This window comes from Streptomyces sp. NBC_01314, assembly GCF_041435215.1.
Classification (GTDB): domain Bacteria; phylum Actinomycetota; class Actinomycetes; order Streptomycetales; family Streptomycetaceae; genus Streptomyces.
The window spans coordinates 1496314-1521534 of record NZ_CP108394.1 but is presented as its reverse complement, the minus strand read 5'-3'; the positions used below and the strand labels follow the sequence as shown (position 1 = coordinate 1521534).

Below are 25221 nucleotides of genomic sequence, written 5' to 3'. Positions count from 1 at the left end.
TTTACGGGGACGGGACTTACAGGTAGTGCCGCTGGTCGCGCTTGTGGGCGGCGTACGTCTCGTACGCGGTGCGGGTGGAGTCCAGGGCCGAGGTCTCGCTGACGGGGACGTCCCACCAGCCGTGGCCGGGCGGGTTGGGCCCGTAGAGGTCGGTCTCGACGTGCACGACCGTGGTGCGGGTCGCGGCCTTGGCCTTCTCCATCGCGGCGCGGAACTCGTCCACGGAGGTGGCGTGCAGGACGTACGCGCCGAGGGAGGAGGCGTTGGCGGCGAGATCGACGGGGAGCACTTCGCCGTCGAGCTGTCCCGAACTGCCGTCGCGGAAGCGGTACTTGGTGCCGAAGCGCTGCGAGCCCAGCGACTCCGACAGGGCGCCGATGGAGGCGAAGCCGTGGTTCTGGACGAGGACGATGATGGTCTTCAGCCCCTCGGAGACCATGGTCACGATTTCCTGGGCCATCATCAGATAGGAGCCGTCGCCGACCAGGACGACGACCTCGCGGGAGGGGTCGGCCATCTTGGCGCCGACGCCGGCGGCGACCTCGTAGCCCATGCAGGAGTAGGCGTATTCGACGTGGTAGGCCTTCGGGTCCCGGGCCCGCCACAGTTGCTGGAGGTCGCCGGGCATGGAGCCGGCCGCGTTGATGACGACGTCACGGTCACCGAGTACGTCATTGAGCGCGCCGAGGATCTGGGTCTGGGCGGGGAGTGCGCCGGTGTTGCGCTCGGGGGCGAAGCACTCCTCCTCGATCTCCCTGGTGCGGGCGATCAGTTCTCGGGTGCGGCGGCGGTAGGAGGGGTCGACCTCCCAGTCCGTCAGCACGCCCGCGAGAGCCTGGATACCGAGGCGGGCGTCGGCGACCAGCGGCTCGGCGGAGTGCTTGACCGCGTCGAGGCGGGCCACGTTGAGGTTGACGAAGGTGACGCCGGGGTTGCCGAAGACGGTGTGGCTGGCGGTGGTGAAGTCGGAGTAACGGGTGCCGATACCGAGGACGACATCGGCTTCCTTCGCCAGCTCGTTCGCGGCGTAGGAGCCGGTCGAGCCGATGCCGCCGACCGCGCAGGGGTGGTCCCAGGCCACCGCGCCCTTGCCTGCGTGGGTGTCCGCGACCGGGATGCCGGTGGCTTCGGCGAAGGCCCGCAGCTGGGTCTCGGCGCCGGAGTACACCGTGCCGCCACCGGCAACGATCAGTGGCTTCCGCGCGCCGCGCAGCAGCGCGGCGGCCCGCTCGACCGCAGCGGGTTCGGGGACCGGGCGGCCTACGTGCCAGACGCGACGGCGGAAGAAGGAAAGCGGCCAGTCGAAGCCTTCCGCCTGCACGTCCTGCGGCAGCGCGAGGGTGACGGCGCCGGTTTCGACGGGGTCGGTGAGCACCCGCATCGCGGCCAGCGCGGCCGGGATCAGCTGCTCGGGGCGTGAGATGCGGTCGAAGTACTTGGACACGGCACGGAAGGCGTCGTTGACGGTGACGTCCCCGCCCCGGGTGTCCTCCAGCTGTTGGAGGACGGGGTCGGCGGCACGGGTGGCGAACATGTCGCTGGGCAGCAGGAGTACGGGGATGCGGTTGGTCGTCGCCAGCGCGGCACCCGTGATCATGTTGGTCGAGCCGGGCCCGGTCGACGCCGTGCAGGCGAAGGCCGCCAGCCGGTCGCGCATCTTCGCGTACGCCACCGACGCGTGCACCATGCCCTGCTCGTTGCGCGCCAAGTAGTAGGGCAGGTCGGCCTCGCCGGTCGCCGCGGCCTGGAGGAGGGCCTGGCCGATGCCGGCGACGTTGCCGTGCCCGAAGATGCCCCAGACGCCGGGGATGAGGCGGTGCTCCTGGCCGTCGCGCTCGCTGTACTGATTGGCCAGGAAGCGCACGAGGGCCTGGGCGGTTGTCAGTCGTACCGTGTTCATCGGTTCTCTCCGAAGGGCAGCCGGTCGTCGACGTCCTGCGCGGCCCAGGTGCCGCGCACCCAGCCGTGCGCGGGGTCGTCGCAGATCAGCCAGGCGCGGTCCTGCCCGGGACCGGCCATGACGTTGAGGTAGTACAGGTCGTAGCCGGGCGCGGCGACGGACGGGCCGTGCCAGCCGTGCGGGATGAGGACGGTGTCGCCGGAGCGGATCTCGGCGAGCACGTCGATCGGCCGCTCGGCCGTCCCGTAGACCCGCTGGTAGCCGAAGCCGTTCCCGTCGCCGGCGACCTCGAAGTAGTAGATCTCCTCCAGCTCCGACTCGACCGGGTCGCCGGCCTCGTCGATGCGCACCTCGTCGTGCTTGTGCGGCGGATACGACGACCAGTTGCCACCGGGGGTCAGTACTTCGCACACCAGCAACTGCTCGGCCTCGAACGTGCCCGGCAGGCAGTAGTTGTTGACCTGCCGGGAGCACGCTCCGGCGCCGCGCAGTTCGACGGGCACGTCCTCCTTGCGCCCGTACCGGGCGGGAAGGCCGTTCCGCCCGGTACGGGCGGAGGGCAGCGCGAACCGTCCCCCGGACGCGCTGCTGATGAGAGTCTGCGACCCGCGCGGCACATAGGCGAAGTCGGTGGCCGAGGCGAACACGCCCGTTCGACCGGCCAGTTCGAAGGCCTTGCCGTCCGTGGTGACGGTGCAGGAGCCCGTCAGCGGTAGGACCAGGAACTCGGAGTCCCCGGTGGACAGGGCATGTGCCTCGCCCGCCTTCAGAGTCAGCACCCTGAGGCCGGAGTATCCCCAGCCCGCCGACTCCGGCGTGACCAGGAGGTCGTACGGGCCGTCGGCGGAAGTCCCCCTCGGCAGGTGGTACCTGTTCGCGTCGCTCACAGCAGGCTCACCGCCCGGTCCACGGCTCCGGCGACATCGCCGGACGAGGGGTAGAGCAGGGAGCGGCCGACGACCAGGCCCTGCGCGGTGGGCTGCTTGAGTGCCTTGCCCCAGGAGGCGAAGGCCGCGTCGGCGTCCTTGACCTCACCGCCCAGCAGCAGCGCGGGCAGGGTGGAGGAGGCGAGGACGCGTTCCATGTCGTCGACGACCGGCAGCTTCAGCCAGGTGTAGGCGGTGCGGCGGCCCAGCCCGGAGGCGATGGTGATGGACTTGGCGACGGCCTCGGGGGAGAGGTCGTTGCGGATCTTCCCGTCCTGCCAGACGGAGAGGAACGGCTCGACCATGGCTATCAGTTGACGGTCATTCAGCTCATCGACCGCACGGGCGGTGTTCTCCAGGATCGACGGGGTGGCCGGGTCGTCGAGGGCGATGCGGGTGAGCATCTTGCCGCCGTCGAAGCCCATCGCGGCGATGGTCGCCGCGTCGTACCCGGTGAATCGGTCGTCGATCTCGAAGACCGAACCCGCGAGACCGCCCCGGTTCATGGAACCGAAGACGCTCTTGCCGTCGAGGACACCGAGCAGCAGCAGGTCCTCCAGGATGTCGGCGGTGGCCAACGCCCCCGTCACACCAGGCCGTTCCAGCGCCACACACAGCCGGTCGAGCAGCTTGAACCGGTCGGCCATCGCGTTCGGGTCGCCGCCGACGCCGTTGGCGCCGCGTGCGGGGTGGTCGGCGGCGATGATCATGGCCTTGCCGTGCTCGCCGAGCAGCGAGGTCGCCTTCACACGGCGTGCGGCGGCCGTCGCGATGGCGCCGGGGTCACCGACGCGGGCCCCCACGATCCGGCTCACGTTGTCGGGCAGCATGGCGTCACACCTCTCGTTCGGCGGATGCGAGGGCTGCCTCGCGGAGCTTGGCCTCGACCTCGGCCTCGGTGGGCATGGCGTCGGAGCAGGACAGCCGGCCCGCCACGATCGCGCCGGCCGCGTTGGCGAAGGACACCGTGCGGCGCGTGTCCCAGCCGGCCAGCAGGCCGTGGCACAGCGCGCCGCCGAAGGCGTCACCCGCGCCGAGGCCGTTGACGACGTCCACCGGGACCGGCGGGATCTCGATCATCGAGCCGTCGCGGCCCATGGCCAGCACGCCCTTGGGGCCCTGCTTGACCACGGCCAGCTCCACACCGGCGGCGAGCAGTGCCTTCGCGGCGGCGTACGGCTCGCGTTCCCCGGTCGCCACCTCGCACTCGTCGAGGTTCCCGACGGCGACCGTGGTGTGGCGCAGGGCCTCGGCGTAGTACGTGCGGGCCTCGGCCGGGTCCGACCAGAACATCGGCCGCCAGTCCAGGTCGAAGACCGTCGTGCCGGCCTTCGCCCGGTGCGCCAGCGCGGCGAGGGTGGTCGAGCGGCTCGGCTCCTCGCTCAGCCCGGTCCCGGTCATCCAGAGGACATGGGCGTCGCGTACGGCCTCGAGGTCCAGCTCCTCCGGACGGATGTCCAGGTCAGGGGCCTTGGGCAGTCGGTAGAAGTACAGCGGGAAGTCGTCCGGCGGGAAGATCTCGCAGAACGTCACCGGCGTCGGCGCGATGTCCGACGTGCTGACGAAGCCGGAGTCGACGCCGTATCCCTCCAGCGCCTGCCGGACGAAGTCCCCGAACGGGTCGCGGCCGGTCTTGGTGACGACGCTCGCGCTGTGCCCGTAGCGGGCCGCGGCGACGGCGACGTTGGTCGGGCTGCCGCCGAGGTACTTGCCGAACGAGGTGACCTCGGCCAGTCCCACGCCGGTCTGAAGGGGATACACATCCACTCCCACACGGCCCATGGTCAGCACTTCGTACGGCATAACAGCGGTTTCCCTTGCTCAAAACGAGACTTAAAGCGCTTTAAAAGCGCCTGCGGCGAGAACGATGCCTTCGCCGACATGTCATGTCAATAGGTTGTCGCGACAGCCTGCTCGGACCTGGTTCGCCATCGCGGACGGTCAGGCTGCCCAGGCCCGAGCCCGGGGCTTCAGGACCAGGTGGCCAGGTACTCGTCGATCTTCTTCCGCATGAGGACGGACGACTCCTTGGCGCGGTCCTCCCAGGCGAAGACGCAGGACGTGAGGGTGCCGTCGAACCCGTTCGTGCGCAGTTCGCGGAAGAGTTCGTCGAAGTCGACCTCGCCCTGGCCCATGTCGAGGTGCTGGTGGACCCGTGCCGTCGTGCCGGGCGGGTTGAGGATGTAGCGGTTGCCCGAGGAGGCCGTGTGGTCGAGGACGTCGGCCAGATGGACATGGGTGAGCAGGTCGCCCGCGCGCTTGATGATGCCGGGGGCGTCATTGCCGATGTGGAAGGTGTGCGGGGCGCAGTAGAGGAAGCTGACGTTGGGGTGGTTGATTCCGCGGATCAGGTTCACTGCGTCGTGGCCGTCCTCGACGAAGTCGTCCGGGTGCGGCTCCAGGGCGAGCTTGATGCCTTCCTGCTCGAAGAGCGGGAGGAGTTCGTCCATCGACTTCCAGAACTGGGCCTCGCTGCGGTCCGGGTCCTCGGGGCGGCCGTTGAACTCGGAGATCATGCTGTCCACGCCGAGGTCCGAGCAGATCTGGATGGACCGCTTCCAGTAGCGGACGGCGGCCTGCCGGGCGTCCTCGTCGGGGCCGGACCAGCGGAAGAGGGGCAGGAGGGAGGAGATCCCGACACCCGCCGCGTCCAACGCCTTGCGGAACTTCCGTACGGTGGCGTCGTCCACGCGCGGATGGCGGAAGAAGGGGATGAAGTCCTCTCGGGGGGAGAGCTCGATCCACTCGTAGCCCAACTCGGCGACCACCGCGGGCAGTTCGAGGAGCGGGACATCGCGGATCATGTACGGGTCGAGGGCGATCTTCACGACGGGGTGCCTTCCGAGGTGTCAGGGGATGACGGTGGAGCGTCTGGGCCGGGTCACGTGGTCGGTTCGGACGTTGCCGCCACTGGGGCGGTGAGGTCTGCATCCTCGGGGAGTTCGTCGACGTCGACGCCGCGTACCTGGGCGAGTTCGTGTTTGAGGGCGGCGAGTTCGGTGCCGCCGGCCATGTGGTTGGTGAGTTCTTCGAGGCTGACCTGGTCGCGGGCGGCGGAGAGTTCGAGGGTGCCGAGGCGCAGGACGCTGAAGTGGTCTCCGACCATGTAGGCGTGGTGCGGGTTGTGGGTGATGAAGATGACGCCCAGGCCCTTGTCCCGGGCGGCGGCGATGTACTTCAGCACGACGCCGGACTGTTTGACGCCGAGGGCGGCGGTGGGCTCGTCGAGGATGAGGACGCGGGCGCCGAAGTAGACGGCGCGGGCGATGGCGACGCACTGGCGCTGGCCGCCGGAGAGGGTGCCGATGGGCTGGTCGAGGTCGTCCAGGACGATGCCCATGTTCCGCAGTTCCTCGTCCGCGGTCTTCTTCATCTTCTCGATGTCGAGACGGCGGATCGGCCAGGGGCCCTTGGTCATCTCCGAGCCGAGGAAGAAGTTGCGCCACACCGGCATCAGGGGCACGGTCGCCAGGTCCTGGTAGACGGTGGCGATTCCGGCGTCCAGGGCTTCGCGCGGGGTGGAGAAGCGCACCGGCCTGCCGTCGATGACGAACTCGCCCTCGGTGTGCTGGTGCAGTCCGGAGATGATTTTGATGAGGGTGGACTTGCCGGCGCCGTTGTCGCCCAGCACGCAGGTGACCTTGCCGGGGTGGACGGTGAGGTTCACGCTGTGCAGGGCGCGGATGTTGCCGTACGCCTTGCCCGCGTCACGCAGTTCGACGACGGGGGTGCCGTCCTGGGGTTTGCCGTCGGTGAGGACGGCTTCGTTCGTGGTTGTCATGGGGTGGTTCACCTCCGGGTCGCTTGGCTGCGGACCCACAAGTTGACGAGGGCGGCGATCAGGAGCATCACGCCGAGGAAGGCCTTGAACCAGTCGGGGTTCCAGTTGGCGTAGACGATGCCCTGGTTGACCATGCCGAAGATGAAGGCGCCGATGACCGGGCCGACCGCGGAACCGTAGCCGCCGGTCAGCAGGCAGCCGCCGATCACCGCGGCGATGATGTACAGGAACTCGTTGCCCACGCCCTCGTTGGACTGCACCGTGTTGAACGAGAACAACAGGTGCATGCCCACGAACCAGGCCCCGGCCCCGACCCCCATGAACAGGGCGATCTTCGTGAAGTTCACGGGTACGCCGACGGCCCGCGCACTGTCCTTGCTGCCGCCGACGGCGAAGATCCAGTTGCCGAACTTGGTGCGCAGCAGCAGCCAGGTGGCGATCGCCGCGAACACCAGCCAGTAGAAGATCGTGATCTTGAGGTCGACGCCGCCGATCGACACCTCCGAGGCGAAGACGCTCTTCGCCTGGTCGAAACCGTCCATGTCGGCGATCGAGTCGGACGCCACGTTGCCCGTGAAGATCTTCGTGACCGCGAGGTTGGAGCCCTGGAGGATCAGGAACGAACCCAGCGTGACCAGGAAGCTGGGCAGCCCGGTCCTGATCAGCAGCCAGCCGTTGAACGCGCCGACGGCGAGGGACACGATCAGCGCGACGATCACGCCGGTCCACACGTTCACCGTCAGCTGGAAGGTGACAATCGCGGCGGTCAGCGCGGAGGTGGTGACCGCGACACCGGCGGACAGGTCGAACTCCCCGCCGATCATCAGCAGGGCCACCGGGATCGCCATGATGCCCATGACGGAGGCCTGGTAGAGCACGGTCGCCAGCGAGCCGGCCTCACGGAACGACGGGGCGGCGGCGAAGAAGAACGCGTACACACCGATCGCGGCGATCAACGCGCCGACCTCGGGGCGGGCCAACAGGCGTCGGCCCAGGGAGCGTTGTGCGGTACGGCCGTCCTTCTGGGCGGCCGGCGGAGCCGGCGACGAGGAGGAACTCGTCGCCGGTGCCGTTGCTTGGGTCATGATCGGATCACCGGGTGCCCTTCGCGGCGAACTTGGCGATCGTGTCGACGTTGCTCTTCTCGACGAAAGCCGGACCGGTGAGGACGGGCGCCTCACCGCCACTGCTGTAGTTGCCGTTGTTCTTGTAGAGCCACAGCGAGTCCACCGACAGGTAGCCCTGCAGGTAAGGCTGCTGGTCGACGGCGAACTCGATGTCACCGCCCTTGATCGAGTCCGTCAGCTCCTTGTTCAGGTCGAACGTCGCGACCTTCGCCTTGCTGCCCGCATCCGAGATCGACTCCACCGCCGTCAGCGCGAACGGGGCGCCCAGGGTGACGACCTGGTCGATCGAGGAGTCCTGCTTGAGCTTGGCCGAGATGGTGGACTTCGTCGCGGGCATGTCGTTGCCGTTGACGTAGAGGTTCTCGGTCTTGCCCTTGAAGGTCTTCTTCACGCCGGCGCAGCGGGCCTCCAGGCCCACGTGCCCCTGGACCTGGACGACGCAGAGCGCGTGCTTGGCGCCGTTCTCGTTGAGCTTCTTGCCGAAGGCCTCGCCGGAGACCGCCTCGTCCTGTCCGAAGAAGGACAGCAGCCCCTGCTCCTTCCACACGTCCATACCGGAGTTGAATCCGACGACGGGGATGCCGGCCTTCTGCGCCTTGGCGATGGCGTCCTTGAGGGCGTCCGGCTTGGCGAGGGTGACGGCGATGCCGTCGACCTTCTGGTCGATCGCGTTCTGGATCAGGGTCGCCTGGCCGCTGGCGCTCTCGTCGTTGGAGTAGATCAGCTCGACGTTGTCCTTCGCGGCGGCGGCCTGGGCGCCCTTGCGGATGATGTCCCAGAAGGTGTCGCCGGAGGGCGCGTGGGTGACCATCGCGATCTTCATACGGGGGGTGTCGGCCTTGCCGGCCGCGGCGTCCGCCCCGCCTTCCTCGGCGTCCTTGCCGCCGGAACTGCTGGAACAGCCCGCGAGGACCAGGGTGGCCGCGGCGGCCACGGCCATGGCCGAGGCGGTTCTGCGGGAGCGGGGAAGGGATGTGCGGTTCATGATGCGTGCACCTCACTGTGCAACTGGGAGGGTGAGTGGAACGGCGGCCGTGGGGGAGGTCCGCGAGGAGCGACGAGTGACGTCGTCGGAACGTCAGAACAATTTAAAGCGCTTTAAGTTCTGGTACTATCAGCTTGTTTTGTGAGCGTGTCAAGGGTGTTGCGCCAGCAGATTTCGCAGGGGAGGCACAGGTGGGCGACGGCGATTCCACACGTCACCGCAACGGCGCGAGCAAGCGTCCCCGGCTGGAGGACGTGGCCGCGCGGGTGGGTCTGTCCACCGCGTCGGTGTCTCTGGTGCTGCGTGGTGTGTCCGGCCCCAGTGAGCAGACGCGGCAGCGTGTCCTCAGGGCGGCCGCCGACCTCGGCTATCAGGTGGACCGTACGGCCAGCATGCTCGCCAGCCGACGCAGTCGGCTCCTGGGTGTCATGATCGACATCTACAGCCCCTTCCACGCCGAGCTGGTCGAGCACCTCCACACGGCGGCCGAGGAGGTCGGCTACGACCTGGTGCTCAGCACCCAGACGCGCACCCGCGACGAGCGCACGGCCGTCGAGACACTCCTCGCCTACCGCAGCGAAGCCCTGATCCTGCTCGGCCCGACCGCCCCCACCGCGACCCTCGTCGCCCTCGACCGCAAGTCGCCGGTCATCGCGGTCGGCCGCAGGATCTCCGACGCCGCCCTGGACGTCGTACGCACCGCCGACGACGACGGGGTCGGGCAGATCGTCGACCACCTCGTCGGGCTCGGCCACCGCGCGATCACGTATGTCGACGGCGGCAAGGGCGTGATCGCCACCGACCGTCGCCGCGGCTATCGCGGCGCCATGCGCCGCCACGGCTTGGACGAGCATGTCAGCGTGCTACGCGGCGACCACACCGAAGCGGCGGGCGAGTGGGCCGCGCGCCGGCTGCTCGAAGCCGGCGAACTGCCCACCGCTGTCATCGCCTTCAACGACCAGTGCGCCATCGGCGTCCTGGCCGCCCTGGCCCGTGCCGGGGTCGACGTCCCGGGCCGGGTCTCCGTGGTCGGCTACGACGACGACACGCACTCCCGGCTGAGCTGCTTCAACCTGACCACGGTCAGCCAGGGGGCCGAGGAGCAGGCCCGGCACGCGGTGACCGCCGCCGTCGAGCGCCTGGACGAGGACCGCACGGAACCTCGCGAGGTCGTGCTGACCCCGCGTCTCGTCCTCCGGGGCACGACGGCGAAGCCTGTCTGACCCGGCTCGGCCCTATGCGGCCGACTGCCTGGGGGAGCGGGCCCAGAAACCGGACCGCCCCGCAACTCGGTCACCAGCTTCTCGCCGCGCTCCTCGACCTCGAAGATCCGGGCCAGATCGCGCACTTCGCCGTAGATCGCGTCCATGGTCAGCGGCTCGGTGCGGACGCCGTCGCCGTCGCCGCTGTTGTCCTTGCCGACGCAGTCGGAGGGGGAGAGGCACGTGGGGACGCCGAGCCTGTCGAACTCCGCGCGCGTGGCCACGCAGGTCAGCGGCCTGCCCGAGGGAGCCGCGTTTCCCTGATGGCTCGTCAGCCGGCCGGTTTCCAGCCCGGGATCGTCGGTAGGACCTTCTCGGCGACACGGAACAGGGCCTCGTCGTCGGGAATCACGGAGTCCTGGCGCCAGACGACGAGCTCGTACGTGCTGCCGCTGTCCTTCGGGTCGGTCGCGACCAGCAGCCGACGGGCGACGCCGCCGGGGCCGGACTGGGGGTCGCTGCCGTCGCCCCCGAAGGAGATGGCGAGGGTCCGGTCCGAGTAGAGGACCGCCGGGCGCCCCAGGACGGTCCTGGTCTCGGCGCTCGCGCCCAGGTACCCGACCGACTCGGCGACCGGCAGGTCCTCGTAGGACGCCGAGAGCTCCACGCTGTAGGTCTCCAGCGTGACGGTCGCCTCGGGGGTGACGGTCTTGGTGCCGTCGGCCCAGCTGGACTTGCTTTCACCGCCCGACGCGGTCACCGCCTGATCGGTCGGCGTGCCGAGGAGTTCGGGCAGGTCGGATCGGTTCAGCGCGGTGCAGAGCTGCGCGCCGGAGACCTTTCCCCGCGATGCCGGTGAGGCGTCGTCCGAGGACGAGCAGACAGCCGGTCCCTGGGAATCGGGCGTCTGGTCGAGGAGGTCCCCCAGCAACCACATACCTCCCAGAATCACCCCGACGGCCGCCACCGCCGAGAACACCTGGGCCCCCGTGCCCATTTCCTTCTTGGAGCCGGATCGGGGATCGGCCCCGAAATCCCCTCCGGAAACCGCTCCCGAATCCGGTCCGGAAGCCGCCCCTGAATCTGCTCCGGAAGCCGCTCCGGAATGCGTTCCGGAATCGGCGAAATCGTCGACCATGTCCCCCGTGCCCCCACCTTGATGTGCACACGCCTCACGCGCGCCGGGGGAGCCTAACCGGTGGCGAGAGCGAGGGGAAACGGGATTCCGCCGACGGCGCCGTTCACGACGTGCCGTGCGGCGCCGCGGCGGTGCTCCGTGCGACGAGGCGCGGCGGGAACGTGTGAAGGAGGTCCGCTCGGGGGAGACCGAGGCCACGTTCGACCTCGTCGGAAAACTGACGGTTCGACAAGGGTGACGTCGCCGAGGTCGCCGAGGTCGCCGAAAGGAAGGAACGGCATGTCCCAGCAGGGCTCAACCGGTAATCAGCACGGCTCACTCGGTGTCGCCGTCATCGGCACCGGCCGGATGGGCGCCGATCACGTGCGCCGGCTCACCGAGGTGATCAGCGGCGCCCGTGTGGCCGCCGTCGTGGACCTCGACAGCGACCGGGCCAAGGCGATCGCCGCCGGCGTCGAGGGATGCGCGGCCTACGCCGAGACCGCCGAGGCGCTGGCCGCACCGGGCGTCGACGCCGTCCTCGTCGCCTCCCCGGGTCCCGCCCACGAGGCGGCCCTGCTCACCGCCTTCGAGCACGACCTGCCGGTCCTGTGCGAGAAGCCCCTCACCACGGAGCCCGCCTCCGCGCTGCGTCTGCTGGAAGCCGAACAGCGATTGGGCCACCGCAGGGTGCAGGTGGGTTTCATGCGCCGCTACGACCGCGAGTACGTCAAGCTCAAGTCCCTGCTGGACAGTGGTGAGCTGGGCCGGACACTGCTGCTGCACCAGCGGCACCGCAACGCCGAGGCCCCGCCCGGATTCACCGACGCCATGGTGATCAACGACTCCGTCGCCCACGAGATGGACGTCACCCGCTGGCTGCTCGGCCAGGAGATCACCGCCGTCACCGTGCTGCGGCCACGGCCGTCCGCGCACGCCCCCGAGGGCCTGAACGACCCGCAGTTCGTCGTCTTCGAGACCGACGGCGGCGCCGTCGTCGACGTGGAGATCTTCCTCACCGCCCGCTACGGCTACCAGGTCCAGGCCGAGGCGGTCTGCGAGAACGGCACGGCCCGCATCGGTGACGGACACGACATGCTCGTCAACGCGGCCGGACGCTGGGGCGGCACGGTCACCCCGAGCTACATCGAGCGCTTCGAGGACGCCTACGACCGTCAGGTCCAGGCATGGGTCGACGCCACCCGCCGCGGCGAGATCACCGGGCCCAGCACCTGGGACGGGTACGCCGTCGCCGCGATCTCCGAGGCGGCCGTCCGCGCCCAGACCGAGGGCGTCCGCGTCGAGGTCGATCTCGTCGAACGCCCCGACCTCTACGGCTGATCTGCGACGGCTCCTTGGGTCAGAGACATGTGATGTCTCCTTCGGCTTCGGCCGAAGTGGATGCACCCCACGCCCCCCACACCCGCCCCACGCCCCCCACGCCCGCCCAACAGTGGACGTGGGGCACCGGCACCAGCCTGCTGTGGACCTTCACCGAGGTCCGACGCCACTCACGCCTCCCCGGACAGATCCAGCAGCACCTTGGAGGCGACCGTGCGGTCCTGAGCCGTGTCGAACGCGGCGACGGACCGCTCCAGCGGGAAGGTGTGCGTGACGACCGGGTCGACAGGGAGGCCCTGGGCCAGCAGGGACAGGGCCTCGTCGAACTCGGTGTCGAAGCGGAAGGACCCGCGCAGTTCCAGTTCACGGGTGACCGCGACATTGCCGAGCAGCCCGATCTCCCCGGGCGGCAGCAGCCCGAGCATGACCACGGTTCCGCCACGCCGTACCCGCTCCACGCAACTGCGCAGTCCGGCCGGTGCCCCGGACGCCTCGACGGCGATGTCGAAGACACCGGCCCAGGCGGGATCGGCGGGCCGGTCCGCCCGCGCGGTGGCGGTGGCGCCCACCTCGCCGGCGATCCGCAGCGGCTCCTCGTGGAGATCGCTGACGACGACCTCGGCGGCGCCCGCGTGCCGCAGCACCGCGACGACCAGACAGCCGATCGGACCGGCGCCGGTGACCAGCACCCGCTTGCCCTTCACCTCACCCGCCCGGCGCACGGCGTGCAGCGCCACCGCCAGCGGCTCGGCGAGCACGGCACGGCGCAGGTCGAGTCCGGGCGGCAGCTCCCGGACCTGACCGGCGGGCACGGCGATGACCTGGGCGAACCCGCCCTGCACGTGCGGAGTGTGGGCCGCGCTGCCCAGATAGCGGGTGTGCGGGCAGATGTTGCGCGTGCCGCGCGCGCACTCGGGACAGACCCCGCAGGGTGTGGCCGGATGGATCGCGACGGCCGTGCCCACCGCCGGAGCGGCCGGCCCCTCGACCCCGGGCCCGAGCGCGGCGACATGGCCCACCACCTCGTGGCCGAGCACCATGGGCTCGCTCACGGCGAAGTCGCCCACCCGGCCCCGGTGGTAGTAGTGCAGATCGGAACCGCAGATCCCGCCGAGCGCGACGGCGACCGCGATCTCACCGGGCGCGGGACCGTCGTACGGCCGCTCCTCGACCCGGAGATCGCCGGCTCCGTGGACAACGCACGCGTGCATGGGGACTCCTTGGGGGGTCGGCCGGGTCACAGGACAGACAGCATGCCGCCGTCGACGTACAACAGCTGCCCGTTGACGAAGTCGGAGGCGGGGGAGGAGAGGAAGAGCAGGGCACCGACCAGGTCCTCCACCTTGCCCCAGCGGCCGGCGGGAGTGCGCCCCCGCACCCAGGCGCTGAACTCCTCGTCCGCGACCAGCGCGGAGGTGAGTTCGGTGTCGAAGTAGCCGGGACCGATGCCGTTGACCTGGATGCCGTGCGGCCCGAGGTCGGCGCACATGCCCTTGGTGAGCATCTTCAGGCCGCCCTTGGTCGCCGCATAGGGGGCGATGCCGGGGCGTACCGCCTCGCTCTGCAGCGAGCAGATGTTGATGATCTTGCCGTGGCCCCGGGGGACCATGCGGCGGGCGACCTCGCGGCCCACGAGGAAGGCGCTGGTGAGGTTGGTGTCGAGCAGGCCGTGCCAGTCCTCGTCGGTGAAGTCGAGGAACGGGGCACGGCGTTGGGCTCCGGTGTTGTTGACCAGGATGTCGATCGGTCCGGCCCGGTCCTCGATCCGGGTGACGGCGGCGGCGACCGCGGCGGAGTCGGTGACGTCGAACGCCTCCGCACGGACCGCCTCCCCGAAGGTCTCGGCCAGCTCCTTGCGGGCGGTCTCCAGGGCGACCGTGTCCCGGCCGTTGAGGACGACCGTGCAGCCGGCCTCCAGGAGGCCGACGGCCAGCGCCCGGCCGATGCCACGGCTCGACCCGGTGACCAGAGCGACCTTGGCGGTGACGTCGAAGAGGGGGTGGCTCATGCGGACCTCTCGGCTGTGGCTCGGTGTGGCGGGCGACGGGGACTGCCCGCCGGCGGAGCCGAGCAGTCTGCGGACCGCTCCACGCGACCCGCCAATTTCCCACTGAGCGGAAAGGCTGTCTGCTCAATGGAAAGCATCGTCGGCGTGGCAGGGGGTCGATGTCAACCATCGGGTGGCGCGTCGTGGGGCTGTGGATGGCACCGCTGAGTGGGAGGTCTTTCCATCCAGTGGTAATTTGCCGCCGTGAGCAGCAGCGAGGTACCGGCGGATGTCGTCGGACGGGCGATCCGGCTGCTCGTCCTGGTGGGCGAGCACCCGCACGGCATCACCCTGTCCGAACTGGCCCGAGCCAGCGGCGTCCCCGTCAGCACGGCCCACCGGCTGGTCAACTCCCTCTGCCGCGAGGGCCTGGTGGAGTTCGAGACCGACGGCAAGCGCTACAAACCCGGCCTCAAGCTCTTCCAGCTCGGCCAGCAGGCCGGTCAGGTGTACGGATTCGCCGGCACCGCCCTCCCGGTGATGCAGCGTGTGACACGGCAGACCGAGGAAGCCACCCTGATGTCCGTCCTCGACGGCACCCGGCAGCTGTACGTGCACTACGTGGACGGCCCCCTGCCGGTCGGTGTCCGCAGCGAGCCGGGCCGCCACGGGCCGCTGCACTGCACCTCGATGGGCAAGGTCCTCATGGCCTTCGCCCCCGACGACGTACGCGCCGACCTCCTGGACCGCGTCGAGCTGACCCCGCACGGACCGAACAGCGTCACCGACCGCGACGTCCTGCGCGCCCACGTGGCCCGCGCCGCCGAACTCGGCTACGCCACCGCCGACGAGGAACACCACGCCGGCCTGCGCGCCGTGGCGGTCCCGGTGCTGCGCCCCGACGGCACCGTCTTCGCCGCCCTCTCCACCGCCGCGCCGGCCTTCCGCCGCGGCCTGGACGACCTCGTCGCCATGGTCCCGCTGCTGCGGTCGGCGGCGGCCGAGCTGGGCGTCCGGCTGCCCGCCCGCTGACGCACCCTCCCCACGGGCCCCGGGGGAGGGGATCCTCGTTCCTGAGGGCGCGTGGGCGCGCCCCTGGCCGGGAGGGCGGGCGGACGGGCATGGGCAACCACGACGGGCAACTCGACGGAAAGACCGCGCTGATCACCGGGGCAGGCACCGGCATCGGCCGGGAGACGGCGCTGATGCTCGCCGAGGAGGGCGCGACGGTGGTCCTCGTCGGACGCCGCCAGCACATCCTCGACGAGGTCGCCGCCGTCATCGAGGACGCCGGAGGCGCGGCGTTCACCCACTCCACGCATGTCGAGAACGCCGACGAGGTCCGGGAGTTGGTCGACTGGACCCGGGACGCCGCCGGGCCCGTCGACATCCTCGTCAACAACGCGGGCGGCGCCAGCAGGGTCGTCGACGTCCGCTGGATCGGCGAGGACGAGTGGAACGCCGTCCTGGGCGTCAACCTGACCGCCGTCTACCTGCTCACCCGGGCCGTCCTGCCGGACATGCTGGAGCGCGGCGGCGGCTCGATCATCACCATCTCCTCGCTCGCCGCGATCCGGCCCACCCTCCTCGGTGGAGCCCCCTACGGCGCGGCGAAGGCCGGCGTGCGCAACTTCATGACCTATCTGCACAACACCTTCCGCAACGACCTGATCCGCGCCACCCGCATCCTCCCCGGCGAGGTCAACACCCCGATCCTGGACAGCCGCGCCGCCCCGCCGAGCGAGGAGCAGCGGGCGGCCATGGTGCAGCCGGAGGACGTGGCACGGGCCGTACTGCTGTGCGCCACGCTCCCGCAGCGGACGGTCGTCGAGGAGCTGGTCATCGCCCCGACCCTGCTGCGGGACACCTCCGCCGACGTCGAGGCGAGCCGTTGGATCGGCGCCCCGGAGGACGCCCGCCCCACGGGGTGACCGGGGTCAGGGCCGCGGCGGCCGTCCTGAACAGGGCTGCGTGGAGGCGGGGTCCCCGGCGGTGCGGGTCGTCTCGTTCGCCGCTCGCGGCGGTGTCTTCTCGTCGGGGCCCACACCGGAGGGCGTGTCCCCGTAGCCGAGTGGAAGGACACGAACGGCCCGCCCGCCCGTACCGGGTCCGGTCGTCCCACGGTCGGCTGATCCGGTCGTCCGATCCCATGCCTGCCTACGAAAACGTCCGGGCCGGCCCCGCGAGGGGCCGGCCCGGACGCCGTGATCGGGACGATCAGACCAGGTCGAAGCGGTCCAGGTCGGAGACCTTGGCCCAGGCCGCGACGAAGTCCTTCACGAACTTCTCCTTGGCGTCGTCGCTCGCGTAGACCTCGGCGAGGGCACGCAGCTCGGAGTTCGAGCCGAAGACGAGGTCGGCACGGGTGCCGGTCCACTTGACCTCGCCGGTGTCCGCGTCACGGCCCTCGAAGAGGGTCTGGTCCGCGGAGGTGGACTTCCAGGCCGTCCCCAGGTCGAGCAGGTTGACGAAGAAGTCGTTGGTGAGCACACCCGGGGTGTCGGTGAACACGCCGTGCGAGGACTGGGCGTGGTTGGTGCCCAGGACCCGCAGACCACCGACGAGGACCGTCAGCTCGGGGGCGCTCAGGGAGAGCAGGTTCGCCTTGTCGAGCAGCAGGTACTCGGCGGGAAGGCGGTTGCCCTTGCCCTGGTAGTTGCGGAACCCGTCGGCCGTCGGCTCCAGCGCGGCGAACGACTCCGCGTCCGTGTGCTCCTCGGTCGCGTCCACGCGGCCCGGGGTGAACGGAACCACGACGTCGTGACCGGCGTCCTTGGCGGCCTTCTCCACCGCGGCGGCACCGCCGAGGACGATCAGGTCGGCCAGGGAGACCTTCTTGGCGCCGGCGTCGAACTCCGACCGGACGCCCTCCAGGACGCTCAGGACGTGACGCAGGTCGTCCGGGTTGTTGACCTCCCAGCCGCGCTGGGGCTCCAGGCGGATACGGGCACCGTTGGCGCCGCCGCGCTTGTCGCTGGCACGGAAGGTGGAGGCCGACGCCCAGGCGGTGGACACCAGCTGCGAGACGGTCAGACCCGAGGCGAGGAGCTTGGCCTTGAGCGCCGCGATGTCGGCGGCGTCGATGACCGCGCCCTCGGCCGCCGGCAGCGGGTCCTGCCAGATCAGCGTCTCCGCCGGGACCTCCGCACCGAGGTACAGCGACTTCGGGCCCATGTCACGGTGGGTCAGCTTGAACCAGGCGCGGGCGAAGGCGTCCGCGAACTGGTCCGGGTGCTCGTAGAAGCGACGCGAGATCTCCGCGTAGATCGGGTCGAAGCGGAGCGACAGGTCGGTGGTGAGCATCGTCGGGAGCTTCGTCTTCGACGCGTCGTGGGCGTCGGGGATGATCGCCTCGGCGTTCTTCGCCACCCACTGGTTCGCGCCGGCCGGGCTCTGGGTGAGCTCGTACTCGTACTCGAAGAGGTTCTTGAAGAAGTTGTTGCTCCACTGCGTGGGCGTCTCCGTCCACGTCACCTCCAGGCCGGAGGTGATGGCGTCGCCGCCCTTGCCGGTGCCGTGGGTGGACTTCCAGCCGAGGCCCTGCTCCTCCATGGAGGCGGCCTCGGGGTCGTTGCCCACGTTGTCCGCGGGGCCGGCGCCGTGGGTCTTGCCGAAGGTGTGGCCACCGGCGATGAGGGCGACGGTCTCCTCGTCGTTCATCGCCATGCGGCGGAACGTCTCACGGATGTCGCGGGCCGCGGCGAGCGGGTCCGGGTTGCCGTTGGGGCCCTCCGGGTTGACGTAGATCAGACCCATCTGGACGGCGCCGAGCGGGTTCTCCAGCTCGCGGTCGCCGGTGTAACGCTGGTCGTCCAGCCAGGTGGTCTCGGGACCCCAGTACACGTCCTCGTCGGCCTCCCAGACATCGGCACGGCCGCCGCCGAAGCCGAAGGTCTCGAAGCCCATCTGCTCCAGGGCGACGTTACCGGTGAGGATCATCAGGTCGGCCCAGGAGATGGACTGGCCGTACTTCTTCTTGACCGGCCACAGCAGACGGCGGGCCTTGTCGAGGTTGCCGTTGTCCGGCCAGCTGTTCAGCGGCGCGAAGCGCTGCTGACCGCGACCGCCACCGCCGCGGCCGTCGCTGATGCGGTACGTACCGGCGCTGTGCCAGGCCATCCGGATCATCAGCGGGCCGTAGTTGCCGAAGTCGGCCGGCCACCAGTCCTGCGAGGTGGTCAGTACCTCGGCGACGTCCTGTTTCACGGCCGCGAGGTCGAGGTTCTTGAACGCCTCGGCGTAGTCGAACGTCCCGCCCAGCGGGTTCGCCACGACGGGGTCCTTGGCGAGGATCTTCAGGTTGAGCCGCTCCGGCCACCACTGACGGTTGCCGCCGCCCTGGGTCGGGTGCGCGGCGCGCCCGTGGGCGACCGGGCAGCCTCCCGTCTCCTCGGGCTTGGGGTCTGTGACGATTGCGTCGTGGTTCTCGGTCATCGGGGGGAGTCCTTCCGGAAACGGGGTCGATCAGGGTGCTGAAATGCTGGCTTTGGCTTGAGAACACCGGGGACACAGCCCCCAGTAGATGACCTCGGCCTCGTCGATCGCGAAGCCGCGGTCGTCGGAGGCGGTCAGGCACGGGGCATGCCCGACCGCGCAGTCGACGTCGACCACGGCGGCGCACGCGCGGCACACGAGGTGGTGGTGGTTGTCCCCGACGCGGCCCTCGTACAGAGCCGGGCTGCCGGGTGGTTCGAGGCGGCGTACGAGCCCGACGCCGGTGAGCGCGTTCAGAGCCTCGTACACGGCCTGGAGCGATATGTGGCCCACACGATCGCGCACTCCTGAGGCGATCGCTTCGACACCGAGGTGGTCGCCGTCCCGGACGGTTTCCAGCAGCGCCACGCGCGCGGCCGTCACCCGCAAGCCGGCACCGCGCAGCTCCTCGGCGGTGTTCGGAGGCTGGGATGCGGTCATGGCGACCAACCTACCCTCATAAACACGAACAGTTCAAGAAAATGAACCATCCAAGTTTGTTCCGCCGCCCCGGCCACCGTCCGTGACCGCCGTACGGGTCCCAGGACACGGCCCGTACCGCCTCCCACCTGGGGCGACTCCTGCCTGGCCGGGCCGAGAGGCCGTCAGCCCAGGGGGAGCAGGACGATGGCGATCGCCGTGCTGACGAGTCCGACCGCCTGCCGCGGGGTCACCCGTTCGTGCAGCAGGGTCAGGCCGAGGACCGTGGGGACGGCCGGGTACAGGGAGGCGAGGACGACCACGACGGACAGCATCTGCCGCTGGGCCGCCCACAGGTAGAGGATCAGCGCGAGCGCGGCGCCCGCCCCGATCGCGCCGGCCTTCCCCCACACCTCCGGCGGCCGGCGGAACCGCCCCCCGTGCCGCCACAGCCACGGGAGCAGGAGAACGACCGCTGCCGCCCGCCCCGCGACCACCGGCCACACCCCGCTCTCCGCGCCGGCCCGGGCCGGCCCGAGATACTGCACCGCCACACCGAGGCCGGCGACCAGCCCGTCCGAGGCCGCCCCCGTCCGAAGCCCGGCGGACCCCGCCGGGCCCCCCGCGTCGGCGGACCTGGTCCCCTTCCCGGTGGTCCTCGCCGCGCCCCCGCCCGACACCAGCCACAGCGCCGGCAGCGTCACGCAGATGCCCAGCCAGGCCACACCGGCGGGCCGGTCGCCGAGCAGGGCGACCCCGCACAGCACGGACAGCGCGACCCCGGTCAAGGCGTTGACCGGCACCACCACGGTCATACCGCCCCGGCTCAGACCCCGGTTCAGGAACGTCATCGCCACCCCGCTCCCGACGCCGGACAGCGCGCCCCACAGCACATCCGCCGGCCGCACATCCGGTGCCGCCACCAAAAGCGCCACCACGAGCGCCGTCAGGAGGCCGCCCGCCTGCCCGATCAGGGTGACCACGGCGAAGTGCACCCGCCGGGACAGCAGCCCGCCGGCGAAGTCGACGATGCCGTACAGGGCGGCGGACGCGAGAGCGAGGAGGGCGGCCATCATCCGTAAGTGCCCCCCATGGGGCAATCCATGAAAGATCCAGGACGCCGGGGGTACCCGGCATTGAGTTCCGAGCCGTTGTCCGGTGAAGGAGGTGGCTGCGGATGACCCCCACCGACCATGCGCGCGACCGGCGGACCTACGACGCCGAGCCGTATCTCCCGAGCCGTGGCGGTCTCGCCGCCCACCGCCGGGCCGCGGCGGACTGCCGGGGCTGCCCCCTCCACGAGAACGCCACCCGGACGGTCTTCGGCAAGGGGGACGAGTCCGCGCGGATCCTTCTCGTAGGCGAGCAGCCGGGGGACCAGGAGGACCGGCAGGGCGAGCCCTTCGTCGGCCCCGCCGGGCAGCTGTTGCGGCGGGCGCTGGAGGAGGCCGGGATCGACATGGACACGGCCTACGTGACCAACGCGGTCAAGCACTTCAAGTTCACCCGTCCACCGGGCGGCGGCAAGCGCCGTATCCACAAGGCCCCGGACCGGCGCGAGGCCGCCGCCTGCCGCCCCTGGCTGCTCGCCGAGCTGCGCCTGGTCCGGCCCGAGATCGTGGTGGCCCTCGGCGCGACCGCCGGCCGAACACTGCTCGGCAACTCCTTCCGGGTCACCAAGGACCGCGGCGCGCTGTTGCCCATGCCCCCGGACGGATCCCATGGGCCGTACGCAGTGGCCACGATCCACCCTTCCGCCGTACTCCGCGCCGACGACCGCGAGGGCGCGTACGCGGGACTGGTGTCGGATCTGAGGGTGGCCGCCGAAGCGTTGGCCAAGAGTGAGCCGTAGTGCCCGCGTCGTCGTTCCCGCGTCGTCATCGCTGTGCCGCGACGCTCACGGCTTGCGCCCCACCCCGCCGAAGCAGTCCACCTCCCACGGCTCGTCCGAGCCGCCCCGCTCGGACCGCCACCGGGCCACGGAGACGAGCCCGGGTTCCAGCGGTTCCAGCCCGTCGAAGAAGCGGGTGAGCTGCTCGGGGGAGCGGTTGACGCGCGGGTTGTCGCTCGTTTTGTTCCAGTGCTCGACCATGCTCCGCATCGCCTCCGGCCGGTACACCTCCGTGCTGTCACCGAGCACGAGGTGGCTGCCGGAGGGCAGGGCGTCGAGGAGCCGGGTGACGATGCCGTACACGCTCTCGTCGGGCACATGGGCGGTGATGCCGAGCAGCAACAGGGCGACCGGGCGGGCGAGGTCGAGGGTGTCGGCCGCGCGTTCGAGGATGGTCTCCGGGTCGCGCAGATCGGCCGAGACGAAGGCGGTGGCGCCCTCGGGGGTGCTGGTGAGCAGGGCGTTGGCGTGGGCGAGGACGGTCGGGTCGTGGTCGACGTAGACGATGCGCGCGTCCCGGGCCGTGCGCTGGGCGACCTCGTGGGTGTTGTCCGCGGATGGCAGCCCGGTCCCGATGTCGAGGAACTGGCGTAAGCCGGCCTCCTCGGTCAGATGAGTGACCGTTCTGCGCAGGAACGCCCGCTGGGCGCGGGCGATGTCGACGATCTGGGGGTTCACCCCACGGATCTCGTCACCGACCTGCCGGTCGATCTCGTAGCAGTCCTTGCCGCCGAGCCAGTAGTTCCAGATCCGGGCCGAGTGCGGAACACCGCTGTTGATCGCCGGACGGTCAAGTGGCATGGAAACTCCCCGTGTTGGCGCGTGTAGACGCCACCAACCTAGCAAGATCGCCACGTACGTGACCGGCGGACAGCCATCGGAACGACCGCCCACCGTCGAGATCCGGCCGACCGCGGCCTGCGGGCTTCCCGGCCGCGCTGCCACGTCCGGGAAGCCGAGTCCAAGTCCTGGTGCTAGCCGCCGTTTCCGGTCACCAGCACGACCTCCAGGGTGCGCGGTCCGTGCACCCCCTCCACCCGGTCCAGCTCGATGTCACTGGTGGCGGACGGCCCGGAGATCCAGGTCAACGGGCGGGCCGGGTCGAGGCGTTCGAGGGCCTGCGGCACCGACGACACGACCTGGTCCGGTACGCGGACGACACAGATGTGGTGGTCGGGCACGAGCGTGATCCGGCGGCGGCCCTGGTCGGGGGAGCCGTCAAGGACGATCGTGCCGGTCTCTGCGATGGCGAGGGCGCAGGCGGTGACGACGCTGTCGACCTGGTCCAGCTCGTCCGCAGTGCTCTCCCGCCGGTCCGGCACCCGCGTCACGTCGGTCGCCGACAACCATTCCTCACGCAGCCCCGGCGGAGACAGCACCGACTTCGAGCCGTGCTCGCGCAACAGCCCCGCGACGACCTCGGCGAGCCCGTCCGCGTCCGTGCGGTGCACGATCGCCCGGTAGTCCGCCAGGTTCTCCGCCAGCAGCTCCACCGTCTCCGCGACGCTCAGCGCTCCGTGCTCACGGAGATAGTCCCGCGCGACCGCCTGCTCGTACTGGGGGTCCCTCCCAGGCCCTTCAGGCACTGGGGGAGTGTCGTCCCGTGGTACGTCGGCGAGGGCGCGCCGCACCCGGCCCAGGATCAGATCCCTGCTGCTCACTTGCCCGTTTCCTTTCCACCGTTCGTACGCTGCCACCAGTCCCGGAAGGGCTCGGCCGGCAGCGCGGGGAGGTCGCGGCTGGCGCTCCACGCCTTGCCGGGGCCCGGCAGCGTACGGGGATGGAAGCGGCGGGTGCGGGACGCCAGCCGCTGCCCGGTGCGCAGCGCGCCGGGGTGGCTGAACGCCCAGCGGGCCGCGCGCATCGCCGCCCGCTCGGCGGCGTGCCCCTTCGCGGGCTTGAGCACGACCTTGTTGCCCTGCTCCGTCACCGGGCCGCCCTGCACGACCCGCTCCCGCAGATGCACCAGCACCTCGGGGATGTCGATGGCGACCGGGCACACCTCGTAGCAGGCGCCGCACAGCGAGGAGGCGTACGGCAGGGAGGCGTCGATCTCGCTCCCCGTACCCCGGAGCTGGGGGCTGAGGATGGCGCCGATCGGGCCCGGGTAGACCGAGCCGTACGCGTGGCCGCCCGCCCGCTCGTACACCGGGCAGACGTTGAGGCAGGCCGAGCAGCGGATGCAGCGCAGGGCCTGGCGGCCGACCTCGTCGGCGAGCGTGTCGGTGCGGCCGTTGTCGATGAGGACGAGGTGGAAGGTCTGCGGGCCGTCCTCGGCGGTCGTGCCCGTCCAGGTCGAGGTGTACGGGTTCATCCGCTCGGCCGTGGAGGAGCGCGGGAGGGTCTGCAGGAACACCTCCAGGTCCCGCCAGGTCGGGACGATCTTCTCGATGCCGACGACGGAGATCAGGGTCTCGGGCAGGGTGAGGCACATCCGGCCGTTGCCCTCGGACTCCACGACCACCAGCGTGCCGGTGTCGGCGACCATGAAGTTGGCGCCGGAGACACCGACCTTGGCGCGCAGGAACTTCTCCCGCAGATGCAGCCGCGCGGCGTCCGCCAGCTCGGCGGGTGTGTCGGTGAGACCTTCGGGGGCCGGGCGGCCCCACTCGCTCATCTCGCGCGCGAAGATGTCCCGGATCTCGCCCCGGTTGCGGTGGATCGCCGGGACGAGGATGTGTGAGGGCCGGTCCTTGCCCAACTGCACGATGAGTTCGGCGAGGTCGGTCTCGTAGGCGTTGATGCCCTCGGCCTCCAGCGCCTCGTTCAGCCCGATCTCCTGCGTGGCCATCGACTTGATCTTGACGACCTCGCTCTCCCCGGTCGCCTTGACGAGATACGTGACGATCCGGTTGGCCTCGTCCGCGTCGGCGGCCCAGTGGACCGTGCCGCCCGCGGCCGTGACCGCCTCCTCCAGCTGCACGAGATACCGGTCGAGATGACGGAGCGTGTGGTCCTTGATCTGCTTGCCGGCCTCGCGCAGCGCGGCCCAGTCGGACATCTCCGCGACCGCGGCCGCGCGTTTGGCCCGGATGGTGTGGGTGGCGTGGCGCAGATTGCCGCGCAGGGTCGTGTTGTGCACGGCTTCGTGCGCGGCCTTCGGGAAGGCCGGCATACCGACGAACGTCCCGCTCATACGAGGGGCTCCTCTTCCGTGCTCGCCAGGATCTCCGCGATGTGAACCGGCCGTACGGCCGTGCGCAGCCGGGTCATCGTGCCGCCGATGTGCATCAGGCACGAGTTGTCGGCCGCGCACAGCACCTCGGCGCCCGTCGACTCGGCGTTGCGCACCTTGTCCGTGCCCATGGCCGCCGAGACATCGGAGTTCTTCACGGCGAACGTACCGCCGAAACCGCAGCACTCGTCGGCGCCCGGCAGCTCCACCAGCTCCAGCCCCTTCACGGCCCGGAGCAGCCGGTGCGGCCGCTCGCCGAGGCCGAGGCTCCGCAGCCCGTGGCAGGTCGGGTGGTAGGTCACCTTGTGCGGGTAGTACGCCCCGACGTCGGTCACGCCCAGCACGTCCACCAGGAACTCGGTCAGCTCGTAGGTCTTCGGCACGACCGGCGCCAGCGTCCGTGCCAGGGTGTCGCCGCGCCCCTCCGCCCGCGCGCGTTCACCCATCCGCGGATACAGCTCCCGCACCATCGCCCCGCATGAGCCGGACGGCGTCACGATCGCCTCGTAGTCCCGGAATACATCGGAGAACTGCCGGGCCAGTGGTTCGGCCTCCCGTCGGTACCCGGTGTTGTAGTGCGCCTGTCCGCAGCAGGTCTGCCCCATCGGGAAGTCGACGTCGACACCCAACCTGGTCAGCAGTTTCACCACGGCCCGGCCGGTGTCCGGGTAGAGCGTGTCGTTGACACAGGTCAGGAACAGGGCGACACGCATCGCGGCTCCTCGGGGGTCGGTCATCGGATGAGTGCAGGGTACGACGTGAGCAGGCGGAGGGCGAGAGGCACCGAGCGCCGATCGCCGGAGAGGGCGAACCCGCGAGCGGACCGCCGCCGGGAACGGCCCGCTGGAAAGGGTCCGCCGGGATCGGCCCGCTGGAAACGGTCCGCTGGGATCGGC

The 25221-nt window shown here is 70.5% G+C and carries 23 protein-coding genes and 1 pseudogene; 5 read left to right on the top strand and 19 right to left on the bottom strand.

All coding sequences use genetic code 11. The features are described from left to right. Positions 1 to 16: 16 nt before the first annotated feature. From iolD to OG622_RS06755, 8 genes are all read right to left on the bottom strand, one after another. Entirely contained in the window at positions 17 to 1900 is a 1884-nt protein-coding gene (gene iolD / locus OG622_RS06790; protein ID WP_371574100.1) for a 3D-(3,5/4)-trihydroxycyclohexane-1,2-dione acylhydrolase (decyclizing), read from the bottom strand. Then, complete coding sequence (gene iolB / locus OG622_RS06785; protein WP_371574099.1) at positions 1897 to 2787, bottom strand: 5-deoxy-glucuronate isomerase; 891 nt, start codon at positions 2785 to 2787, stop codon at positions 1897 to 1899. The genes iolD and iolB overlap by 4 nt, the downstream gene beginning before the upstream one ends. Further along, positions 2784 to 3656 carry an aldolase gene (locus OG622_RS06780; protein WP_371574098.1) on the bottom strand — a complete coding sequence of 291 codons (873 nt, stop codon included), beginning with the start codon at positions 3654 to 3656 and terminating at the stop codon, positions 2784 to 2786. The genes iolB and OG622_RS06780 overlap by 4 nt, the downstream gene beginning before the upstream one ends. 4 nt (positions 3657 to 3660) lie before the next feature. Next, complete coding sequence (gene iolC / locus OG622_RS06775) at positions 3661 to 4629, bottom strand: 5-dehydro-2-deoxygluconokinase (RefSeq protein ID WP_371574097.1); 969 nt, start codon at positions 4627 to 4629, stop codon at positions 3661 to 3663. A gap of 167 nt (positions 4630 to 4796) precedes the next feature. Continuing rightward, positions 4797 to 5654 carry a sugar phosphate isomerase/epimerase family protein gene (locus OG622_RS06770; protein WP_371574096.1) on the bottom strand — a complete coding sequence of 286 codons (858 nt, stop codon included), beginning with the start codon at positions 5652 to 5654 and terminating at the stop codon, positions 4797 to 4799. 53 nt (positions 5655 to 5707) lie between these two features. Further along, the gene (locus OG622_RS06765) at positions 5708 to 6607 is read right to left on the bottom strand and encodes an ATP-binding cassette domain-containing protein (RefSeq protein WP_371574095.1); all 900 of its coding nucleotides are present in this window, start codon (positions 6605 to 6607) and stop codon (positions 5708 to 5710) included. Positions 6608 to 6615: 8 nt separating this feature from the next. Continuing rightward, positions 6616 to 7692, bottom strand: a complete 1077-nt coding sequence (locus OG622_RS06760) for an ABC transporter permease (RefSeq protein ID WP_371574094.1) — start codon at positions 7690 to 7692, stop codon at positions 6616 to 6618. A 7-nt stretch (positions 7693 to 7699) separates the two neighbouring features. After that, a complete protein-coding gene (locus OG622_RS06755; protein ID WP_371574093.1) occupies positions 7700 to 8719 on the bottom strand; it encodes a sugar ABC transporter substrate-binding protein in 1020 nt (339 codons plus the stop codon). 191 nt (positions 8720 to 8910) lie between these two features. On the opposite strand from OG622_RS06755, the gene OG622_RS06750 reads away from it, so the two are divergent. Continuing rightward, positions 8911 to 9942, top strand: a complete 1032-nt coding sequence (locus OG622_RS06750; protein WP_371574092.1) for a LacI family DNA-binding transcriptional regulator — start codon at positions 8911 to 8913, stop codon at positions 9940 to 9942. Positions 9943 to 10001: 59 nt separating this feature from the next. Here OG622_RS06750 and OG622_RS06745 read toward each other — a convergent pair. After that, positions 10002 to 10205: pseudogene (locus OG622_RS06745) on the bottom strand (ABC transporter substrate-binding protein); the annotation flags it as partial. A 47-nt stretch (positions 10206 to 10252) separates the two neighbouring features. After that, positions 10253 to 10918 carry a DUF6215 domain-containing protein gene (locus OG622_RS06740; RefSeq protein ID WP_371574091.1) on the bottom strand — a complete coding sequence of 222 codons (666 nt, stop codon included), beginning with the start codon at positions 10916 to 10918 and terminating at the stop codon, positions 10253 to 10255. Positions 10919 to 11338: 420 nt separating this feature from the next. On the opposite strand from OG622_RS06740, the gene OG622_RS06735 reads away from it, so the two are divergent. After that, positions 11339 to 12379 carry a Gfo/Idh/MocA family protein gene (locus tag OG622_RS06735; RefSeq protein WP_371574090.1) on the top strand — a complete coding sequence of 347 codons (1041 nt, stop codon included), beginning with the start codon at positions 11339 to 11341 and terminating at the stop codon, positions 12377 to 12379. 170 nt (positions 12380 to 12549) lie between these two features. Here the strand turns inward: OG622_RS06735 and OG622_RS06730 are convergent, their stop codons facing one another. Beyond that, positions 12550 to 13590 (bottom strand): L-idonate 5-dehydrogenase, encoded by a 1041-nt coding sequence (locus tag OG622_RS06730; protein ID WP_371574089.1) that lies wholly within the window; start codon positions 13588 to 13590, stop codon positions 12550 to 12552. Positions 13591 to 13616: 26 nt separating this feature from the next. Beyond that, entirely contained in the window at positions 13617 to 14387 is a 771-nt protein-coding gene (locus OG622_RS06725; protein WP_371574088.1) for an SDR family oxidoreductase, read from the bottom strand. Between the two features lie 243 nt (positions 14388 to 14630). Between OG622_RS06725 and OG622_RS06720 the strand changes: the two genes are divergently transcribed. Both OG622_RS06720 and OG622_RS06715 read left to right on the top strand, forming a co-directional pair. After that, entirely contained in the window at positions 14631 to 15398 is a 768-nt protein-coding gene (locus OG622_RS06720; protein WP_371574087.1) for an IclR family transcriptional regulator, read from the top strand. Positions 15399 to 15487: 89 nt separating this feature from the next. Beyond that, entirely contained in the window at positions 15488 to 16297 is an 810-nt protein-coding gene (locus tag OG622_RS06715) for an SDR family oxidoreductase (RefSeq protein ID WP_371574086.1), read from the top strand. A gap of 286 nt (positions 16298 to 16583) precedes the next feature. Here the strand turns inward: OG622_RS06715 and katG are convergent, their stop codons facing one another. From katG to OG622_RS06700, 3 genes are all read right to left on the bottom strand, one after another. Beyond that, positions 16584 to 18800 (bottom strand): catalase/peroxidase HPI, encoded by a 2217-nt coding sequence (gene katG, locus OG622_RS06710; RefSeq protein WP_371574085.1) that lies wholly within the window; start codon positions 18798 to 18800, stop codon positions 16584 to 16586. 30 nt (positions 18801 to 18830) lie between these two features. After that, complete coding sequence (locus tag OG622_RS06705) at positions 18831 to 19280, bottom strand: Fur family transcriptional regulator (RefSeq protein ID WP_371574084.1); 450 nt, start codon at positions 19278 to 19280, stop codon at positions 18831 to 18833. A gap of 164 nt (positions 19281 to 19444) precedes the next feature. Next, positions 19445 to 20335: an EamA family transporter gene (locus OG622_RS06700; protein ID WP_371574083.1), complete on the bottom strand. Its 891-nt coding sequence runs from the start codon at positions 20333 to 20335 to the stop codon at positions 19445 to 19447. A 101-nt stretch (positions 20336 to 20436) separates the two neighbouring features. Between OG622_RS06700 and OG622_RS06695 the strand changes: the two genes are divergently transcribed. Beyond that, positions 20437 to 21111 (top strand): UdgX family uracil-DNA binding protein, encoded by a 675-nt coding sequence (locus OG622_RS06695; RefSeq protein WP_371574082.1) that lies wholly within the window; start codon positions 20437 to 20439, stop codon positions 21109 to 21111. 45 nt (positions 21112 to 21156) lie between these two features. Here OG622_RS06695 and OG622_RS06690 read toward each other — a convergent pair whose 3' ends face one another. The 4 genes from OG622_RS06690 to OG622_RS06675 all read right to left on the bottom strand — a co-directional run bounded on the left by OG622_RS06690 (position 21157) and on the right by OG622_RS06675 (position 25038). Then, positions 21157 to 21951 carry an SAM-dependent methyltransferase gene (locus OG622_RS06690; RefSeq protein WP_371574081.1) on the bottom strand — a complete coding sequence of 265 codons (795 nt, stop codon included), beginning with the start codon at positions 21949 to 21951 and terminating at the stop codon, positions 21157 to 21159. Positions 21952 to 22124: 173 nt separating this feature from the next. After that, entirely contained in the window at positions 22125 to 22811 is a 687-nt protein-coding gene (locus OG622_RS06685; RefSeq protein WP_371574080.1) for a lactate utilization protein C, read from the bottom strand. Then, positions 22808 to 24286 (bottom strand): LutB/LldF family L-lactate oxidation iron-sulfur protein, encoded by a 1479-nt coding sequence (locus OG622_RS06680; protein WP_371574079.1) that lies wholly within the window; start codon positions 24284 to 24286, stop codon positions 22808 to 22810. Before OG622_RS06680 ends, OG622_RS06685 begins: the two co-directional genes overlap by 4 nt. Further along, positions 24283 to 25038 carry a (Fe-S)-binding protein gene (locus tag OG622_RS06675; RefSeq protein WP_371584018.1) on the bottom strand — a complete coding sequence of 252 codons (756 nt, stop codon included), beginning with the start codon at positions 25036 to 25038 and terminating at the stop codon, positions 24283 to 24285. The genes OG622_RS06680 and OG622_RS06675 overlap by 4 nt, the downstream gene beginning before the upstream one ends. Positions 25039 to 25221 lie beyond the last annotated feature (183 nt).

Bases quoted from the DNA above. Each gene is read 5' to 3' on its own strand.
- iolD (WP_371574100.1), bottom strand. From the start codon at position 1,900: ATGAACACGGTACGACTGACAACCGCCCAGGCCCTCGTGCGCTTCCTG.
- OG622_RS06780 (WP_371574098.1), bottom strand. From the start codon at position 3,656: ATGCTGCCCGACAACGTGAGCCGGATCGTGGGGGCCCGCGTCGGTGAC.
- iolC (WP_371574097.1), bottom strand. From the start codon at position 4,629: ATGCCGTACGAAGTGCTGACCATGGGCCGTGTGGGAGTGGATGTGTAT.
- OG622_RS06765 (WP_371574095.1), bottom strand. From the start codon at position 6,607: ATGACAACCACGAACGAAGCCGTCCTCACCGACGGCAAACCCCAGGAC.
- OG622_RS06760 (WP_371574094.1), bottom strand. From the start codon at position 7,692: ATGACCCAAGCAACGGCACCGGCGACGAGTTCCTCCTCGTCGCCGGCT.
- OG622_RS06755 (WP_371574093.1), bottom strand. From the start codon at position 8,719: ATGAACCGCACATCCCTTCCCCGCTCCCGCAGAACCGCCTCGGCCATG.
- OG622_RS06740 (WP_371574091.1), bottom strand. From the start codon at position 10,918: ATGGGCACGGGGGCCCAGGTGTTCTCGGCGGTGGCGGCCGTCGGGGTG.
- OG622_RS06735 (WP_371574090.1), top strand. From the start codon at position 11,339: ATGTCCCAGCAGGGCTCAACCGGTAATCAGCACGGCTCACTCGGTGTC.
- OG622_RS06730 (WP_371574089.1), bottom strand. From the start codon at position 13,590: ATGCACGCGTGCGTTGTCCACGGAGCCGGCGATCTCCGGGTCGAGGAG.
- OG622_RS06725 (WP_371574088.1), bottom strand. From the start codon at position 14,387: ATGAGCCACCCCCTCTTCGACGTCACCGCCAAGGTCGCTCTGGTCACC.
- OG622_RS06715 (WP_371574086.1), top strand. From the start codon at position 15,488: ATGGGCAACCACGACGGGCAACTCGACGGAAAGACCGCGCTGATCACC.
- katG (WP_371574085.1), bottom strand. From the start codon at position 18,800: ATGACCGAGAACCACGACGCAATCGTCACAGACCCCAAGCCCGAGGAG.
- OG622_RS06705 (WP_371574084.1), bottom strand. From the start codon at position 19,280: ATGACCGCATCCCAGCCTCCGAACACCGCCGAGGAGCTGCGCGGTGCC.
- OG622_RS06700 (WP_371574083.1), bottom strand. From the start codon at position 20,335: ATGATGGCCGCCCTCCTCGCTCTCGCGTCCGCCGCCCTGTACGGCATC.
- OG622_RS06695 (WP_371574082.1), top strand. From the start codon at position 20,437: ATGACCCCCACCGACCATGCGCGCGACCGGCGGACCTACGACGCCGAG.
- OG622_RS06690 (WP_371574081.1), bottom strand. From the start codon at position 21,951: ATGCCACTTGACCGTCCGGCGATCAACAGCGGTGTTCCGCACTCGGCC.
- OG622_RS06680 (WP_371574079.1), bottom strand. From the start codon at position 24,286: ATGAGCGGGACGTTCGTCGGTATGCCGGCCTTCCCGAAGGCCGCGCAC.
- OG622_RS06675 (WP_371584018.1), bottom strand. From the start codon at position 25,038: ATGCGTGTCGCCCTGTTCCTGACCTGTGTCAACGACACGCTCTACCCG.